This is a genomic window from Candidatus Bathyarchaeota archaeon (genome assembly GCA_026014805.1).
In the GTDB taxonomy this organism is placed as follows: domain Archaea; phylum Thermoproteota; class Bathyarchaeia; order Bathyarchaeales; family SOJC01; genus JAGLZW01.
This window is the reverse complement of the sequence record JAOZHR010000014.1, coordinates 1-16,995: the sequence shown is the minus strand read 5'-3', so window position 1 is coordinate 16,995 and position 16,995 is coordinate 1. Positions and strand designations below refer to the sequence as shown.

General features: G+C 43.1%; 18 protein-coding genes. 8 read left to right on the top strand and 10 right to left on the bottom strand.

Translation table 11 applies throughout. The features are described from left to right. The first annotated feature begins 85 nt into the window (after positions 1-85). The gene (locus NWE91_03485; protein MCW3985459.1) at positions 86-220 is read left to right on the top strand and encodes a hypothetical protein; all 135 of its coding nucleotides are present in this window, start codon (positions 86-88) and stop codon (positions 218-220) included. A gap of 15 nt (positions 221-235) precedes the next feature. Continuing rightward, the gene (locus NWE91_03480) at positions 236-526 is read left to right on the top strand and encodes a hypothetical protein (protein ID MCW3985458.1); all 291 of its coding nucleotides are present in this window, start codon (positions 236-238) and stop codon (positions 524-526) included. A 30-nt stretch (positions 527-556) separates the two neighbouring features. Here NWE91_03480 and NWE91_03475 read toward each other — a convergent pair whose 3' ends face one another. Next, complete coding sequence (locus tag NWE91_03475) at positions 557-1,183, bottom strand: hypothetical protein (protein ID MCW3985457.1); 627 nt, start codon at positions 1,181-1,183, stop codon at positions 557-559. A gap of 131 nt (positions 1,184-1,314) precedes the next feature. Between NWE91_03475 and NWE91_03470 the strand changes: the two genes are divergently transcribed. Together NWE91_03470 and NWE91_03465 are read left to right on the top strand one after the other, a co-directional pair. Then, the gene (locus NWE91_03470) at positions 1,315-2,238 is read left to right on the top strand and encodes a serine/threonine protein phosphatase (GenBank protein MCW3985456.1); all 924 of its coding nucleotides are present in this window, start codon (positions 1,315-1,317) and stop codon (positions 2,236-2,238) included. A 108-nt stretch (positions 2,239-2,346) separates the two neighbouring features. After that, a complete protein-coding gene (locus NWE91_03465; protein ID MCW3985455.1) occupies positions 2,347-3,573 on the top strand; it encodes a ThiF family adenylyltransferase in 1,227 nt (408 codons plus the stop codon). A gap of 6 nt (positions 3,574-3,579) precedes the next feature. Here the strand turns inward: NWE91_03465 and cobO are convergent, their stop codons facing one another. Genes cobO through NWE91_03445 form a run of 4 tightly spaced genes read right to left on the bottom strand, consistent with a single transcriptional unit; the run spans position 3,580 to position 7,203 of the window. Further along, positions 3,580-4,116, bottom strand: a complete 537-nt coding sequence (gene cobO / locus NWE91_03460; protein ID MCW3985454.1) for a cob(I)yrinic acid a,c-diamide adenosyltransferase — start codon at positions 4,114-4,116, stop codon at positions 3,580-3,582. A 4-nt stretch (positions 4,117-4,120) separates the two neighbouring features. Then, positions 4,121-5,086 (bottom strand): methylmalonyl Co-A mutase-associated GTPase MeaB, encoded by a 966-nt coding sequence (gene meaB, locus NWE91_03455; protein ID MCW3985453.1) that lies wholly within the window; start codon positions 5,084-5,086, stop codon positions 4,121-4,123. A 6-nt stretch (positions 5,087-5,092) separates the two neighbouring features. Next, on the bottom strand, positions 5,093-5,497 hold the full coding sequence (locus NWE91_03450) for a cobalamin B12-binding domain-containing protein (protein MCW3985452.1): 405 nt from the start codon (positions 5,495-5,497) through the stop codon (positions 5,093-5,095). Between the two features lie 17 nt (positions 5,498-5,514). Then, a complete protein-coding gene (locus NWE91_03445; GenBank protein MCW3985451.1) occupies positions 5,515-7,203 on the bottom strand; it encodes a methylmalonyl-CoA mutase family protein in 1,689 nt (562 codons plus the stop codon). 331 nt (positions 7,204-7,534) lie between these two features. On the opposite strand from NWE91_03445, the gene NWE91_03440 reads away from it, so the two are divergent. Beyond that, positions 7,535-7,717, top strand: a complete 183-nt coding sequence (locus NWE91_03440; GenBank protein MCW3985450.1) for an HTH domain-containing protein — start codon at positions 7,535-7,537, stop codon at positions 7,715-7,717. A 311-nt stretch (positions 7,718-8,028) separates the two neighbouring features. Then, positions 8,029-10,485 (top strand): valine--tRNA ligase, encoded by a 2,457-nt coding sequence (locus NWE91_03435; protein ID MCW3985449.1) that lies wholly within the window; start codon positions 8,029-8,031, stop codon positions 10,483-10,485. Positions 10,486-10,497: 12 nt separating this feature from the next. Here the strand turns inward: NWE91_03435 and NWE91_03430 are convergent, their stop codons facing one another. The 5 genes from NWE91_03430 to NWE91_03410 all read right to left on the bottom strand — a co-directional run bounded on the left by NWE91_03430 (position 10,498) and on the right by NWE91_03410 (position 14,450). Beyond that, on the bottom strand, positions 10,498-10,965 hold the full coding sequence (locus NWE91_03430; GenBank protein ID MCW3985448.1) for an MGMT family protein: 468 nt from the start codon (positions 10,963-10,965) through the stop codon (positions 10,498-10,500). Positions 10,966-11,104: 139 nt separating this feature from the next. Beyond that, positions 11,105-11,785: a TIGR00289 family protein gene (locus NWE91_03425; protein ID MCW3985447.1), complete on the bottom strand. Its 681-nt coding sequence runs from the start codon at positions 11,783-11,785 to the stop codon at positions 11,105-11,107. Positions 11,786-11,823: 38 nt separating this feature from the next. Next, complete coding sequence (locus tag NWE91_03420) at positions 11,824-13,185, bottom strand: NAD(P)/FAD-dependent oxidoreductase (GenBank protein ID MCW3985446.1); 1,362 nt, start codon at positions 13,183-13,185, stop codon at positions 11,824-11,826. 338 nt (positions 13,186-13,523) lie between these two features. After that, complete coding sequence (locus NWE91_03415) at positions 13,524-14,084, bottom strand: cysteine hydrolase (protein ID MCW3985445.1); 561 nt, start codon at positions 14,082-14,084, stop codon at positions 13,524-13,526. 165 nt (positions 14,085-14,249) lie between these two features. Then, a complete protein-coding gene (locus NWE91_03410) occupies positions 14,250-14,450 on the bottom strand; it encodes a CPBP family glutamic-type intramembrane protease (protein MCW3985444.1) in 201 nt (66 codons plus the stop codon). A gap of 433 nt (positions 14,451-14,883) precedes the next feature. Here NWE91_03410 and NWE91_03405 point away from each other — a divergent pair, with 433 nt between their 5' ends. Both NWE91_03405 and NWE91_03400 read left to right on the top strand, forming a co-directional pair. After that, entirely contained in the window at positions 14,884-15,414 is a 531-nt protein-coding gene (locus NWE91_03405) for a 4Fe-4S dicluster domain-containing protein (GenBank protein ID MCW3985443.1), read from the top strand. Beyond that, positions 15,414-16,995, top strand: a 1,582-nt coding sequence (locus NWE91_03400; protein MCW3985442.1) for an aldehyde ferredoxin oxidoreductase, incomplete at its 3' end; no start/stop codon positions are given. The genes NWE91_03405 and NWE91_03400, both read left to right, overlap by 1 nt.

Genomic DNA, 16,995 nt, shown 5'->3' with positions numbered 1-16,995 from the left:
CAGCTGAGAAATTCCCTTATTTCAAATATTGATTCCCTCTTCATAATGGATTTTAAGACAAAAAGAAATTGCATTCCGAACTGAAATGGGTAAACTTAAAGAAATTCGTTTAAGAGTTGCTAAGCTTCAGATGGAGACTAAGGAACTCAAACGCCTAAAATCAGACTGCGATCACATGAGAAAATTCCGCAAAATGATTGTCAGAGAAAAATTCGACTAGCAGTGCGATGATTCAATGGAAAAGAAACTAGAAGAGACCCTAGGAAAAGCTCTCGACAAACTGCTTCAAGGGACTCTTGAAACCTACTACCAACTGATGAACAAAAAATTTCTCAACACCATAAAATCAAAAAGAAACTTTCTTTTCGGCATCATAATAGGAGACTTACTTGAGGGCTTAGGCTTCTGCACATATGGAGCATATAAAAGATATCCTAACGATGAAGAATTCAAAGACTTACTCAAGATGATCCAAGAAAGATCAGAAGAAATACGAGAAAATATCAAGTCGATACTTTCAAAATAAAACCATTACAATAAAACACTATTACTAAGACTATTTTTTCTCTAACTGCTTTTTCATTGAACGTATCGGGTAAGAAAGGAATCTTGAAATAAAATCTCTGAAGCCAACATTCCCTACCAATGCCCCCATAAGAAAACTCATTAATATGATTTCAATCCAGGCTTTAGGGATAATTATCGATAGCATAAACGTCATGGCAAAGCCATAAACATACAAGACTAGGTAAAGGAAATAGAAAACTGTAAACAAGCATTCAGGAATGAATGATAGAAGCACAATGGGAACAGTGTAAGTAGAAGGACGTGAGCTTTTGTTTACTTTCAGTCCTTTGAAGAGTAGACCAGTTGTTAGGCCTGTTAGAGCTTTTCCGACTGGTATCCCAATAAGTGAAAGGAATCCAAGGCTACCTACTGTGAAGCCAAACGAGTATCCTGAATATATTCCACCAAGGAACCCTACAATTGCTCCTATACTAGGGCCTCCGAAGACTGCGGCGATAAACGTTGCGATGTGTGAGAAATCTAATGCTGCTCCACCCCCACCTGGGGAGGTGGCTGCTAATATTGGGGCAACGTTAATTGAAATTCCAGCGAGGATGTTTCCTAAGGCGCTCATTATAGCAATGAAAGCTATTTGTTTCGAGTTTAAGAAGACCATAGTGTTAACCACGCGATTTTACAAGGTAAACCACTAGCTATTTAAGAGTAACTACTCAAAAAAGAGTGGAAATCATGTAGATATTACATAAATGTTATACTTTGCATACTATGTCAGGGCTAGTCGAGCAAATGACAGATCTTGTCGAAATATCCCGCAAAGCACTGAAAGCCAACAGCAAAGAATACATTAGCTTGATCGATGAATCCATTGAACTCTTGGCTTCAGAAGAAGGGCGAATGGGAAGATTGAGCATTGAGGGGCGGGTCATTAAAGCGAAGCCTTCTGGGGAGGTAATTGTTATAGGTGATCTACATGGTGATCTGGAGAGTCTTGTGTATGTGCTGAAAGCTTCAAAGTTTATGGAAAAGGCAACACAAAATAGTGTTCTCTTGGTTTTTCTCGGCGACTACGGAGACAGAGGTTCCCATTCTCCGGAAGTTTACTATTTAATCCTGAAGTTAAAGCAGCTTTTTCCGCAAAAAGTGGTATTGATGCGAGGGAACCATGAAGGTCCAGACGACTTGTTGGCTTATCCACATGACTTGCCAGAAAACCTGCAGGCAAGGTTTGGCAAAGAAGGCTCAGTTGTCTATTCAAAAATTCGTGAACTATTCCAGTATTTGTTCACTGCAGTTGTTGTGGATGGGCTTTGTGTGATGATTCATGGCGGAGTGCCAAGTTGTGCTTCCTCACTAAACGATTTAATTTTTGCTCATTCGATGCACCCAAAGGAAAGACATCTTGAAGAAATCCTTTGGAGCGACCCAGATGAGACTATCATAGGAACTCATTCATCACTCAGAGGAGCTGGGAAACTCTTTGGTAAAGATGTCACTCAAAATTTCCTTAACATGTTGAATGTCAAATTTCTGATTCGTGGGCATGAGCCCTCTCAAAGAGGTTTCAAAATCAACCATGAAGGCAAAATACTAACATTGTTCTCAAGAAAAGGACCACCTTACTTTAACTCTTCAGCAGCATACTTGCAACTTGACTTATCCATCAGACCGCAAAACGCGTATGAACTCATGCCGTATGTTCACATGTTTTAGCTCTCTAATTTCGACCAACTATCTTTTTAGCAGAAATATGCATAATGTTTAGCGAGTTAAGGATTAGGAAGAACCCAAAAGAACGAATGTTAAAGGAGAGGATTTAGTATGGCTGAAGTAAAGAAAGAACGAAGTAAATCGGAGAAAGCTGAGACAACTAATATAGAAGAATACTTGAGACAGTTGCCTGCCCCTCCTGAAGAACATCCTCACGAGTTGAAAATGGAGAAACGCCTAAAGCGTTTACTTGAGGAACAAGAGAAGAAGCTCTCAGATGAAGAGTTGCGGTTTTACTCAAGGCAGATAATGTTAGAAGAAGTAGGATATGAGGGGCAGCTGAAACTGAAGAGGGCAAAAGTCTGTGTAGTAGGGCTAGGAGGTCTCGGCTCTACGATAGCCATCCAGTTAGCCGCCATGGGTGTAGGACATTTAAGACTTGTTGATCGAGATGTTGTTGAAGAATCTAATCTGCAAAGGCAGTATCTTTACGACTTTGATGTCATTGGCTTTCCAAAGGTGGGAGCGGCTGTGAAGAAGTTGGAGAGATTAAATCCCTACGTGAAATTTGAACCGCTTCCTCTTTCCCTTAATGAACACAACGCGGATGAAGTATTAGGTGGGGTGGACGCAGTTGTTGACGGTCTAGACAACATGACCAGCCGATATGCTATAAACAGAGCTTGCGTCAGACTCGAAATTCCCTACGTGTTTGGCTCTGCCATATCAACCTTTGGAAACGCGTCCACGATCATCCCTCAAGAGACTGCATGCCTAGAATGTTTCTATGGAGACCTTGACGACAACAGCTTGCCATCATGCGCCACAGTCGGAGTGCATCCGTCAGTCATAGGCGTCGTAGCAAGCGTAGAAGTCGCCGAAACAGTTAAAATCCTCTTGGGAAGGTCGCCAAACCTCAAAAATAAGCTCTTATACTGTGATGTTGGCTTTATGCGCTTTGAGGAAATTGAGATTGCACGAGCTGAGAGCTGCCCAGTTTGCGGGTGCCAACCCAAAGCTAGCCCCTTACCCTTGAAGCGTGTTCTGGTTGAAGAGAGCTGTGGAAGAAACAACAAGAGAGTTTTCGTTGTAGTCCCAAAAGAAAATTTGAACTTGAAAATGGAGAAATTAGTTGGTCTTTTGAAGCGAGAAGGGGCACAGCTAAATGTAGAAGCCAAATTCGGTGTAACCTTCACGACAAAAAGCGGAGTTCTGGCAAGCATCCTCAAGAGTGGAATCATGATAACTACAGGAACGAACAGCAAAGAAGAGACATTAGACTTTTACAAAGAAGTCGTGGTTGATGGAATGGAAACTCCTTGGGCTTGCATAAGATAGTGATCTTTAGTATTCGATGCCTTTCCTAGGTGGCACTCCCTTTCTGAAAGGATGTTTAATCTCCTTCATTTCTGTAACCAGATCAGCCATCTCAATAATTTCTGGATGGGCACGTCGTCCCGTTAAAACCAGTTCTACATGCTTAGGTTTATTCCTAACCAGCTCGATAACATCGGCTACTTTTATCAGTTTTAGGTTGAGTGCTACGTTGATTTCGTCCAGGATTACGATGTCGTACTCGCCGCTGACAACAACTTTTTTGGCCAATTCAAAAGCTTCTCTTGCACATCCTACATCAACCTTTTCTGGGGGTTTTTCTGTTATGAATTTTCCGCGACCAAAGGCCTTTAACTTCAAGTTTGCAAGTTGCTTAACGGCGTAAAGTTCGCCGTAGTCGAAGCCGCCTTTAATGAATTGTATTACGTAGACTTTTAACCCTCGACCGATGGCTCTGAGGGCTAGGCCGAAAGCGGCGGAAGTTTTTCCTTTTCCGTTGCCTGTGTAAACTTGCACTAAACCGAGTGCTAACTGTTGTTTTTTCATATGGTTATTTGTCCTCGTTGGAGTTTTTAAGCTGTTCAACTAGCGCTTTTTCTGCAGCGGTGAGCGGGTCAATTTTCTTTGCTAGGATTTTTGAGATTAACACATCTAGTTCGCCGGTCCTTCTCAGTGTCTCTATAATGTATTCAGTGGTTTTCTGCCTTATCGCGTCTACAAGTTCTGTTTCCACTATTCTTTTCTGTCTCAGGTCGGCTTCGCCTTTCTCGAGGTATTCTCTGTGTTCATCAATCTTGTCTAAGAGTTGGGCGGTCCCTTCGCCGGTAATGGCTATGGTTTTGATTATTGCGGGGGTCCATTTACCTCTTTTATTACCAAGTTCTAACATGGTTTGGATATCGGTAACTGCTTTGTTTGCGTTTTCGCGGTCAGCCTTGTTGATGACGAAAATGTCGCCTATTTCCATGATGCCAGCTTTTATCGCTTGAATTTCATCACCAAAGCCTGGAGTTAGAACCACAACGACCGTCTGGGCTACTTTAATGATGTCTACTTCTGACTGTCCGGCTCCGGCAGTTTCCACGATAATTACATTTTTGCCAGCTGCGTCCAGGACGTGAACAGCATCTTTCGTGGCTTTAGCTAAGGCTCCAGGGTTATTTCGTGTTGCCATGCTTCGGATGAAAACTCCCTGGTCAGTGCTAAGGTCTTGCATGCGTATGCGGTCGCCTAAGAACGCTCCGCCAGAAAATGGGCTGGTGGGGTCAACAGCCACTACTCCTACAGTTTTGCCTCGCTGCCTCAGTTCCCTGACTAGTTTCTCAACTAAAGTGCTTTTTCCCGCTCCGCCTGGTCCTGTCATCCCGATTATTCGGGCTTTCCCAGTGTGGGGATAAAGCAGTGATACGATTTTTTTGGCTTCCAAGGTGTTATTTTCTATGAGTGTTATTACTCGGGCTACAGTTCTGCGGTCTCCTTTCAGTACAGCGTCGACAAGGTGTTGAGCGTCGATCAATTCTTATCAACGGCTTTTCTCTACACTTTTTTTGACAAAATTTACTATGGTTTCTGTTGGTGTGCCAGGTCCAAAGGTTTCTTTTATTCCTAGATGCTTAAGAGACGAAACATCTTCTTCGGGGATTATACCACCAGCAAATACAATGACATCATCTAGTCCCTTTTGCTTGATGAGTTCCATTATTCTGGGGAAAAGTGTCATGTGAGCGCCTGACAGTATGCTAAGTCCTAGAATGTCAACATCTTCTTGTAAGACTGTCTCCACTATTTGTTCGGGTGTTTGTCTCAGCCCAGTGTAGATGACTTCCATTCCAGCGTCTCTTAAAGCCCTCGCCACAATTTTTGCGCCTCTATCGTGGCTATCCAACCCTGGCTTTGCCACAAGAACTCGGATTTTTCTATCTTGCAATGTCTAAATGCCTCCTCCTAGACAACTATCAATTCCTTATATTCCCCATACACTTTCCGAAGGACACCACATATTTCACCTATCGTCGCATAAGCTTTTACAGCTTCAATTATTATAGACATCAGGTTTTGGTCTTTGTCTGCTGCATCATGAAGTTTGTCTAAGGCTTGTTCTACTTTAGCATTATTGCGTTCGCGCCGAAGCTTTTGAAGTCTCGCTACTTGTTGTTCTTCAACTCTAGGGTCGATGCGTAGGAGTTCGATGGGGCATTCAGGTTCTTCGATGAAATATTCGTTCACGCCAACCAACGTTCTCTTATTGCTGTCAATTTCACGTTGGTACTTATAGGCGCTATCAGCGATTTCTTTTTGGAAGAATCCTCTTTCGATGGCTTCGTAGACGCCACCCATGTTGTCGATTTTTTCAATGTAATCCATGGCTTTTTCTTCCATCTGATTTGTTAATGTTTCCACGTAATAGCTTCCTCCAACTGGGTCTATCGTATTTGGGACACCACTTTCGCGTGCAATTATCTGCTGTGTGCGCAGGGCTATGCGGACAGCTTCGTCGGTGGGAAGGCATAATGCTTCGTCGTGACTATTTGTGTGCAAGCTTTGTGTTCCACCAAGTATTGCAGCAAGCGATTGGATTGTGACGCGGATTATGTTGTTGAGAGGCTGATTAGCTGTTAATGTGCAGCCAGATGTCTGGACATGCATGCGCATCCACATGGAGCGTGGCTTTTGGGCGTGGAATCTGTTCTTCATAAGTTTCGCCCATAGTCTACGTGCCGCTCGGAATTTAGCTATTTCTTCGAAAAGGTCGTTGTGGCTGGCGAAGAAGAAGCTTAAGCGTGGGGCGAAGTTGTCTACTTTGAGTCCTCTTTCGATGGCTGCTTCTACGTAGGCGATGCCATCGTAAAGTGTGAAGGCTAGTTCTTGAGTGGCGTTTGAGCCTGCTTCGCGGATGTGGTAGCCGCTTATGCTTATAGGATTCCATTTTGGCAGATTCTTAGTGCAGTATTCAACTATGTCTATAACAAGTTTGACTGATGGCCTTGGAGGAAATATGCAGAGTTTTTGGGCGAAGAATTCTTTGAGAAGGTCGTTTTGTGTCGTGCCTCCAAGCATTGTGCGTGGAACGCCTTGTTTGTCTCCTATGGCGACATACATTGCCAACAGTATAGCTGCAGGGCCGTTTATGGTCATGCTGGTTGTTACCTTGTCGAGAGGAATTCCGTCAAAGAGAATCTCAAAATCTTTGAGCGATGCAACTGCGACACCGCATCTGCCTACTTCGCCTTCTGACATCGAATGATCAGAGTCGTAGCCCATGATACTAGGGTAGTCGAAGGCGATACTGAGACCAGTTTCCCCTTCATGAAGAAGATATTTGAACCGTCTATTCGTTTGCTCTGCAGTGCCAAAACCGCTGAACTGGCGCATTGTCCATAGGCGGCCTCGATACATTGTGGCATGTACGCCGCGGGTGAAGGGGTATTCTCCTGGGAATCCTATGTGTTGAATGTAGTCGATGTTATTGGTGTCCACCGGGGTGTAGAGCCGTTCTATTGGGATTTCTGAGGTGTTGTAGAATTCTTTTTTTCTTTCCGGATGGCGTTTTAGCCAATTCGGAACTGTGGTTTTTTCCCATTGTTCTTGTTGTTTAGTAAGTTTGTCATGTTCCTTGGGTTCTTGAGAGGTCAATGTTTATGGCGCTCCTTTTGGAGAGTTGAGATAGATAGAGTTGTTAGATAGCCTAAAAAGTTATCTTCTTTGATGGCTTCATCTTGATTATTTATGTGTTTGCACCTATGATTGTATTCTTTCTGTTGCACTCAGAATAATATGATCAAGTCTTGGAGAGAGATGCTTGTCGCTTTCGGGTCGAGCTGTCCAACGTAGCCTTCAAATGTGTGGGTGGGATTTTCGGCTTTGGATTTTCAAAGGGTTCTTTAATAATGATGCGTGTGTATTAGGTAAGCTATAAATAGAGATTGATGTGAAAATTAAAGCTCTCATATGTGTGGTGTTGTTATTGGGTAAGCTTGACAAACCGGTCCTCGAACTGTTGCGAAGCTCTCCAAGGCCTTTAACTTTGGCTGAAATCGCTGAGAAACTCAGCAAACCAGAAAAAACCATTTATAGAACTCTGAAGAGGCTCTTTGAAAAAGGCCAAATAAACCCCATAGGCCGCCGATACACAATTGTAAAAGAATGAGTCTAGCTTAACATAAAAATCCAAACGGCTAATGCGATTTTAGAAACCTATAATGTGTTTGTACAGATATTGCGTGTATATACAGTATTGTTATCGGATTTATGATGGAATTGTTTGTAGGAAAACTCTATTGCACAATCCATGGTATATACGTGCAAAAACATAAGAAGGAGAACACGCATCAGAAGAAAAGAAACAGTTGGTAAGAGATTTAAATAATGGTCTATTGCACCAAGGATGGTAGCTCGATTGTTATTTACTTGCCTTGCTTATCTGTATGAAAATGTTATGTTTAGCCGGAAGTTTGCATCATGAAGCCTTTGCCCAAAAAAATTGATTTTCTTGCCACCGAAGAAAAGTGGCAACGTAAGTGGGAAGAATGGGGTATCTATCACTTTGACTGGAACGATTTTTCTAAACCTACTTTCAGCATCGATACTCCTCCGCCCTACCCAAGCGGCGAATTTCACATGGGTAATGTTCTTAACTGGACTTATTTCGATATCATTGCCCGCTACAAACGCATGCAAGGCTATAACGTCTACTTTCCCCAAGGCTGGGACTGCCATGGCTTGCAGATCGAGAGAAGAGCTGAAAAAGAATATGGAGTCAGAAAGTCTGACACTACCACAGCCGAATTTATCAACCTCTGCAAAAAATTCGTAGACAAATACATTAGCATCATGAAAACCGCCATAAAACAGCTCGGCTGCAGCAACGACTGGACAGTTGAATACAAAACCATGAACCCTGACTACTGGCGCCGCACCCAACTAAGCTTCATGATGCTCTACAAGAAAGGCTACATCTACCAGGGCACTCACCCTGTAAACTGGTGTCCCAGCTGCGAAACAGCCATAGCGGACGCCGAAGTAAACTACGAAACACGCCAAGGCGCTCTCTACCACATCAAATTTCCACTAGAAAAAAGCGGCTACCTAACTATTGCCACCACACGTCCCGAACTTATACCAGCCTGCGTCACCGTCGCCGTTAACCCAAAAGATGAACGCTACAAAAAGTATGTAGGCAAAAGCATTCACATTCCAACTGCAAACCGCACCGTTGAAATAATTACTGACAACATGGTAGACCCGGAATTTGGCACTGGCGTAGTCATGATTTGTACTTATGGCGACAAAGCAGACGTGAAAACTGTAGCTAAACACAGGCTCCTTTCTGTCACAGTTCTAACCAAAGACGGGAAAATGAATAAAAACGCAGGTAAATATGAAGGCTTAACGATCCAAGAAGTCAAAAAAGCCATTGCAGAAGACCTCAAGCAACAAGGGTTGCTGATTAAAATTGAGCCCATTCAACAAGAAGTCGGCTTATGTGACCGTTGTGATACTCCAATCGAAATATTAGAAACAAAGCAGTGGTTTATGAAAACTCGCCAGCTGACAGAGCAAGTGGAAAAAACAACGAACGCACTCAAATGGTATCCAAACTACATGAAAACCCGCCTTATCGACTGGGCAAAATCCCTTGATTGGGACTGGGTCATCAGCCGCCAACGAGTCTTTGGCACTCCAATTCCCATATGGTACTGCAAAAAATGTGGTGAAATAATATTGGCAGAGGAGAGTTGGCCACCGATAGATCCGAAACAAGAAAATCCAAGAATCAAGGAATGCCCAAAATGTGGTCACGAAAAATTCGTTGCTGAAAGAGACGTCTTTGATACTTGGATGGATTCTTCTATAACTTGTGCCGTGCATGCAGGATGGCCCGACAAGTCAGAAGAGGAGTGGCGTAGGCTTTTTCCTGCAGATCTTCACCCTTCGGGAACAGACATCATCCGTACCTGGGCCTACTACCTTATGGTACGTCACCTCGCGCTTTTCAACGAAACACCTTACAGGGCCTGTCTCATTAATGGCATGGTTCTTGGCAATGATGGGCGTAAGATGAGTAAAAGTCTTGGCAACTACATTGCCACTCAGGAAGTCTTCAAGAAGTATGGTGCAGATACAAGTAGGCAGTGGGCGGCAGGCGGCGGTACTACAGGCTCAGACATACCTTTCCGCTGGCCAGACGTAGAGTATGCGTGGCGTTTTCTCATAAAACTATGGAATGCCTCCCGATTCGCTGGTCTGCTGTTGAAAGACTATGAACTCGCAAAAGCTCCAGAGCTAACTCTTCTGGATAAGTGGGTTATAGCTAGAATGAATCGAGCAACGCTGAGGGTTACTGAGGCCTTGGAAAAATGTCAATTTAACATAGCCATTGAAGAAATTAGAAATTTTGCTTGGCGTGACCTCTGTGATAATTACATTGAAGCGGCGAAGCATAGACTCTACAAGGGCGACGTGTATGGCCAAGAGAAACGTGAAGCCGCCCAATACGCACTTTATACTACTCTTTACCGTCTTCTTCAAATATTCGCTCCAATCGCTCCCCACATTACGGAGGAAATCTATCAAACGATGTTCGCTGAAAGTGTAAAACAAAAAAGCATACACTTGTCGTCGTGGCCACAAGTGGAAGAGGCGAAGATTGACGAGGAAGCTATTGAGAAAGGTGACTTACTTGTTGCGGTGATTGGTGAAATCAGGCGAGAGAAAGCAAGAAAGAGGATGCCGTTGAACGCTTCGATTGAAGAGTTAACGATCTACGGAGGAACTAAAGAAAATGCTAAAACGTTGGCTGAGTCTTCTGAGGATATTGAAGGTACTTGCAAGATTGAAAAGATAAACATACTATCACGAGAGGGCGAAGGTGTGGAAGTTGAAGGTTACCCCGAGATACGGTTCGTTGGCTTATAGGGCTTGTTTTTCTTAGATTTCCACCAATGACTTTTCGTAGTCTACGACAACGTATTTTTTACCTTTTTGGACCACTTTATGACCTTCGCTTTCTAGAAGATTTCTTTGTGCTTCTACCCCACCAGGATATTTTGGATTTACGACCCCGCCTGTTTTTAGGGTGCGCCAGTAAGGTGTAGTGTCTTTCCTACCCTTCTCTTTTTCTTCCTCAGCGGCGTTGGCTGCAATCCAAGCAAAGATGCCTGTGGTTAAAGGACATCCGATTGTTGCATTATGCTTTTTGGCAAGGGCGATGCGAATTTCGTTTAGGGTTATAAGATTTCCTTTAGGCACTTTTTTCATCATCTCGTCAACTTCTATAGGTGCAGGGATGGCTACTGTCCCCGTGCCCCACCTTTTGCTCATCTTATCGGTGATTTTTTCCACTTTTGGCAGATCTTTGCTGTCTTTCAACTTTTCAGACCAGCTTCTTTTTGGCAAAGTCTACTCCTCGGTTTATTGTTCTATCGCTGTGCTAATAAGCATTAACGCACTCTCTCAAGTTTGAACACATTCTACGATATTATTGCTAATTTGGAGAATGCTTTCACGAAATTGCTGACTAGATTAAATGAGCATTTTAAGGTGTATTTTTCTCTGTTAGACATGCCTTTTTTGCGAGTAAATATCCGTTTTGGCCTTTCCAGATTACTTCTGTTTCCACTAGGTCGATTTTTTTCTTGAAAAAGGGTGCGTCTAGAACTAGTGTTTCATATTCGCCGCCTTCACCTATGAGTGAAATGTGATATTTTCGGTTTAGGTCTTCAAGAGCATCTATAGTGTCTGTGTCTATCTGTTTTCCTAACCAGTTTTTGTTGAAGCCGTGGGCGTAGACGCCAGTTATTATAGCTTTGAACTTCAGATTAACTAGTTCTTCCAGAAGTTTCAGAGGGTTCATTTTCCAAAGTGGTGCAATCGAATTGAGACCTAGCTCCTCGCAGATTTTGTCAATTCGCTGCTTTTGATATTGAGAAGCTACTGCTCCAGATATCACGCCTTCTATGTCTAATGTGGCTAGTACACGTTTCAAATCTTTCAGTTCTTCTTCTTTAACCCCCGCTGTTTCTTCCTTTACTAGATGGATGCCTGCAGCTTCTGCAAACAAGTCGGCTAAGTGAATATTCAGGTAGTGAAACATCCAACTGTCATCTCTTTGTGGTATCATTGTCACTAAGAACTTTACATCATATTCTTCTTGTAAGGCGCGGTGAAGCGCCAAAGCTGAATCTTTTCCTCCGCTAATCAACACTGCAACACGCATAATCAAATCAGGCCTTAGTGTCTGTCGTGAAGCGATAATTACTTTTCGAGTTTCGTTATGGTTTTCTCAAATATCTCTTCGGCCTTCGTTTTCCATTCTTCAAAGCCGCTTGGCGACGCTGGATAATTTCTGTACCACGCTTTTACTTCGTTCATAGAGTCTACCGCGCTTTTCAATTTTACAAGCATGTTAATCTTCTTTACCCCTCTGACTGCTCTCCTCATTTTCTCGCTGATTGTAAAGTGTACATCCTCGCCCAAGCTCGCCTTCAAAACGTCTTCTGCAGTTAGAAGCCTATTGTGCATTCCATAGTTGAGTTCTTCATCATCCATGTTCTGCAGAAGTGCGCGAAGGATTTCTAACCCCGCCTGTTTCGCACCATAGTTCCTGATATACTCTACATTGTAATCCCATAGTCCCCTACGGCTTACGTCACTTTTTTCTAAAGCCTTTGCGGCTGTCTTCCCTGCTGATGCACCAGCTATCATTGATGGTCCCATGCCGCCTCCATGAATTGGATTAACTTGACACGCTGCGTCGCCAACAATAATAATGCCGTTGCCCACCATGCTGTCTAGTGGTCTTCGAGTAGGCACAAACCACGCGCCCTTGTCAACTATTGAAGAATCTTCAAACAGTGGTTGGGAAAGAATATGCTTGTAAAGTTGCTCTCTTGGATTCGGAAATCCTTCTGTCATAGCTACCCCTAAGCCTACGTTCACCTTGCGTCCGCCTTCTGCAAAAATCCAATAATAACCGCCTAGTGCTATTTTTTGAGTGATGTAGATTTGGCAAAGGGAAGGGTCATCTAAAGGCTGTTTCAGCTGCCGTATTTCTCGATAACAAGCTTCCACGTCTTGATTGGCTACTTTGGCATCAATTGCGATTTCTGGTTTCAACTTCTTTCGAATAGCAGCAAAGAAGCCTGTTGCCTCTACTACTAAGGAGCTTCGCAGCACATTTTTTTCTCCAGTTTTCAAGTTTTTTGTGGAGACTCCGCATACGAATCCTTGCTCTATCACCGGTTCTAAAACTTGAGTTGCATCATACAAGACAGCACCTGCATTTACTGCTTCTTTTACCAGCCTTTGCCCGAAACGGTATCGGTTCAGGATGTACCCATACAACTGTTCACCTTTGACAACGTAACTGGTTTGCTCATCAGGTGAATATACTTCGATTCCTTCCATTACCCGTTCAAGCTCGTCAGCAGCAGGTTCTTTCAAGCCAAGGTTGTCAAAATGGTGTTTGCCTATGGCGTCTCCACAGATTTTCTTTCCAATGTCTTTTTTGTTCTTGATGTCGATAAAGCAAACTTTGAGCCCAGCTTTTGCTGCTGTTTTAGCTGCTAAGCACCCTCCTGTTCCGGCACCAGCAACTATGACGTCAAACTTTTCCAAGTTTCATCCCTTTCTTCTGTTGGTTGATAACTGTGTAGGAAAAGCTGATAATATTTTTGCTTTTCTATGCTGTCATATTGAAATGTGCTGTTTGGTTTACATTTTAGAATAACGTTCCGGGCAGAATGCTGTGACTTCCGTTTTACCATGTGGTGGTCCAACAAATAAACGTTATAGTTCTTTTGGTGAAACAGTTTTTGCTCGGACGTAAATGTAGCCTAAAAACTTGCCGCAATTACCACATTTCACCTTTTCAAATTGTAGTCCAGACAAAATTCTCACCGAAAAAAGATTTGCAAAAACGAGGACTTATTCGTTCTGTTCGTTGGGAGCTATCTCTATTTTTCAAATCCCTTTATTATCTCATCAACCGTTTTTATTTCAGCATTGTAAATATCTTTTAAGTACTTTAATCCTTCCTCGTGGGCTTCTCTTGTTAAGGCTTCAACTCCGTCTTCGGCTATGATTATCTTGTAGCCTCGGAAAAAGGCGTCAGCGCTAGTGTGTCTAACGCAAATGTTTGTATGCAACCCGCCTAAGATCACGGTTTTCACACTTTCTCCGTTGTAGAGGTTTCTCAGCAGTGGTTCGAGACCGGTTTCGTAGAAGCCGCTATATGTTCTTTTTTCAACAATGAAATCTTTTTCCTTTGGCCGCAGTTCTGGAATAACTTCTGCGCCTGGAGTGCCTTTTATAGCGTGTTCTCCCCATTTGTGGACAACTTCTGTATCCATATGATAGTGAGCGTCATTTGAATATATTACAGGAATTCCAAGTTCTCTGGCTGCTTTCACAAGTTTTTTCAGAGGTTTAATTGTTTTATCTGCTCGTTCTGATCGTAACTTGCCTGTGACAAAATCGTTTAGCATGTCGATTACTATGACTGCTGGGTTCTTCACATTTGTTCACGTCTATTGCACTATCTTTTCGCCTTTATTTCACTATCGATTCAGAGGGGTGAAACAGTTTAGCCGTAAGTGTAGCTTGGCTTTGAACTGGAGAGATGGAATGTGTACATGTTTTGTCCGATTGGGACTGCCCAGCTGTTGATTCAGCTGTCTATGCTATAGTACGTCTATCCAATTTGCTGTTGTGTGTACAACCGTAGGTCCTATGATGTTTTGTGTTCTTATCATCAAGTATCCTGCGAAAAGTGAGAATGGTATTAGCGATGCTGCAGACACTAGTGCCTGTAATGGGTTTAACCCTATCATGAATATCCTTTGAGGAAGATGGACGAGAGCCATAATGATGCTTGCTAGGATACACCCTTTTTTTTCTCCCAGCCAGATTGAGCAGCGAATTTAATCTCTAGACTTTCAGGCTTGTAGAATCTAGTTACAAACCATGTCAGCACAAAAAAAACTGCCGTAATGCCCATTGAGATTAAAAATTGCAGCATTGCAGAAGGCATATGGTAAATCTAGACCAGCTGCGAATAAAAGAGTTCCTAATTCTACATGCACAGATGCATATCTAAACATTCCCTTGGGATGACATTGAATGTCGAATCGCATAATGCCATGTGGAGAAACAAGGTTGTGTTTGCCATATGCACACACAAGGTGTCAAGCATCAACCTACTGAATCGCAGGCATTACTAGAAATAGTGTGGAAAAGAGACCGAAAAAAGCAAAGAAATAAGGAAGAAATTAATATGTTTCATAATCCAAATCATGCATGTATAAGTGATGCAGTATGAGTCGAAGCAACCAAGTTTGGGTCAAGCGAAACTATGAGAATTGTAGCGGATGCAGGAGATGCGAAATTGCCTGTTCGCTCTATCATGAAGGGAAAATTTGGCCTGAAGCTTCAAGAATAAGAGTTTTCATGCTTGTCCCAGGAGTTGAGATTCCCCATTTGTGCTTTCAATGCGAGGGTTACCCATGTGTTGAAGTATGCCCAACAGAGGTCCTATCCGTAAACAATCAAACTGGGGCAATAAACGTAGATGCTTCAAAGTGTACTGCATGCGGTCTATGCATAAAGGCTTGCCCGGGAAATGTTCCGCATCTCCATCCAGAAGGAAACTACATTGTTATCTGTGACCTATGCGGTGGAAAGCCAAAATGCGTCAAAGCATGCCAAGAAGGTCGATGGAACACTTTGCTTATTCCAAGAGAAAAAGAAGTCTCCTATAAGACCTTAGCCAAAACACCCCTTGAACTCACACATGAAGTTGCCAAGCAAATTTTTGGAGGAGAAACCGCAAAAGAGGTTATAGACTGATGAGAGGTTACGCCGGAAAATTCTTGGAAATAGACCTTTCCAACAGGAACATCAAGGAAACGAAGTTTCCAGACGAAGTTCTAAGAGATTATATCGGCGGAAGAGGCTTAGCCACAAAAGTATTATGGAATAGACTTGGCAGAAAATGGGAAACAGTAGATCCACTCGGCCCAGATAATATCCTACTTGTGCTTACAGGTCCCTTCACAGGATATTTCCCCGGAACAAAGGTATGTGTTTCTGGAAAGTCGCCTCAAAGCAATGGTGTAATAGGCTCAACAGTTGCAGGCGAGTTTGGAGTAGACTTAAAATGCGCAGGTTATGACGGTTTAATAATAACTAGAAAAGCAGAAAAGCCATGCTACATATTTATATGCGACAACCAAATCGAAATTAAAGACGCCTCGCCCATCTGGGGCAAAAAAGCAAGGGAAACCCTACGTTTTCTAGTCAGAAAATCAATCGAAGAAATTAAAGATGTTCGGCCAAACTACGGAGAAGTAAAGGAACCTTCAATTCTCTATATTGGACCAGCCGGAGAAAATAAAACTAGGGTTGCAGCTGTCGTCGCTAAGTATGCACATGCAGCTGGTTACGGCGGATACGGTGGAGTAATGGGAGCTAAAAACCTGAAAGCAATAGTCGCAAAGGGATTTGGTCCAGTGCCAGACGTATATGATAAGGAAAAAACGCTGAATCTAGCCAAAGGCTTTTCTGAATGGAATTTTGAAAGGGAAAGGTTTAGACGCTGGGGAACTGGAGGAGGAGGCTACTTCTTTGGAGCCGAAACAAGTTCTGAACCTGTCAGAAACTGGCAGAATGAATGGCATGACAAGGAAAGCTACAAGGGAGAAGAATTTGACAAGTACTGGGTTAAGAAAAACTGGGGAGACTTTGGCTGTCCGACGACGTGTCTAAAGCTTGCAGTGCTGAAAACTGGAAGGTTTAAGGGAGCGATATGCGACAATCCAGACTACGAACTTGAAGCCTATTTGGGAACAAACCTTGGGATATTCACCCCAGAAGAGAACATCTACCTATCCTATCTTAGTAACGAGCTTGGCTTATGTGGAATTCAAGGTGGAGCAGTCCTAGGATTCGCAGCGGAACTCTACGAGAAAGGAATATTAACAAAAGAAGATTTAGATGGAATAGAACCTGAATGGGGAAATGTCGAAGCCTTCATAGCTCTCGCTGAGAAAGTAGCCTCTAGGCAGGGAATCGGTGATGTCCTAGCCGAGGGAGTCTATCGGGCAGCCTTAAAGCTTGGAGAAGTGAAAGGTGTCAATCTGCTCAAGTATGCCATTCACGAAAAGGGCGTAGCCATAGGAGCGCATGGGGTTAGAAGCGGAAAAGACTTCATTGCAAAAAACATTGCCTACGCGTGCTCAGTCCAGGCCGGAGACCACACATCAACAGCTTCTCTACCACTTGACCAAGGCCATGGCGAACTATCCTCAATAATGGCTGACTCAGCTGTCTACTGCGTCTTCGCCGCATTCGGAATTGAAGACATAAAAATGTTCAACTTTTACGAGGCAGTAACAGGATGGAAACTAACAAAAAAGGAATGGTATAAGG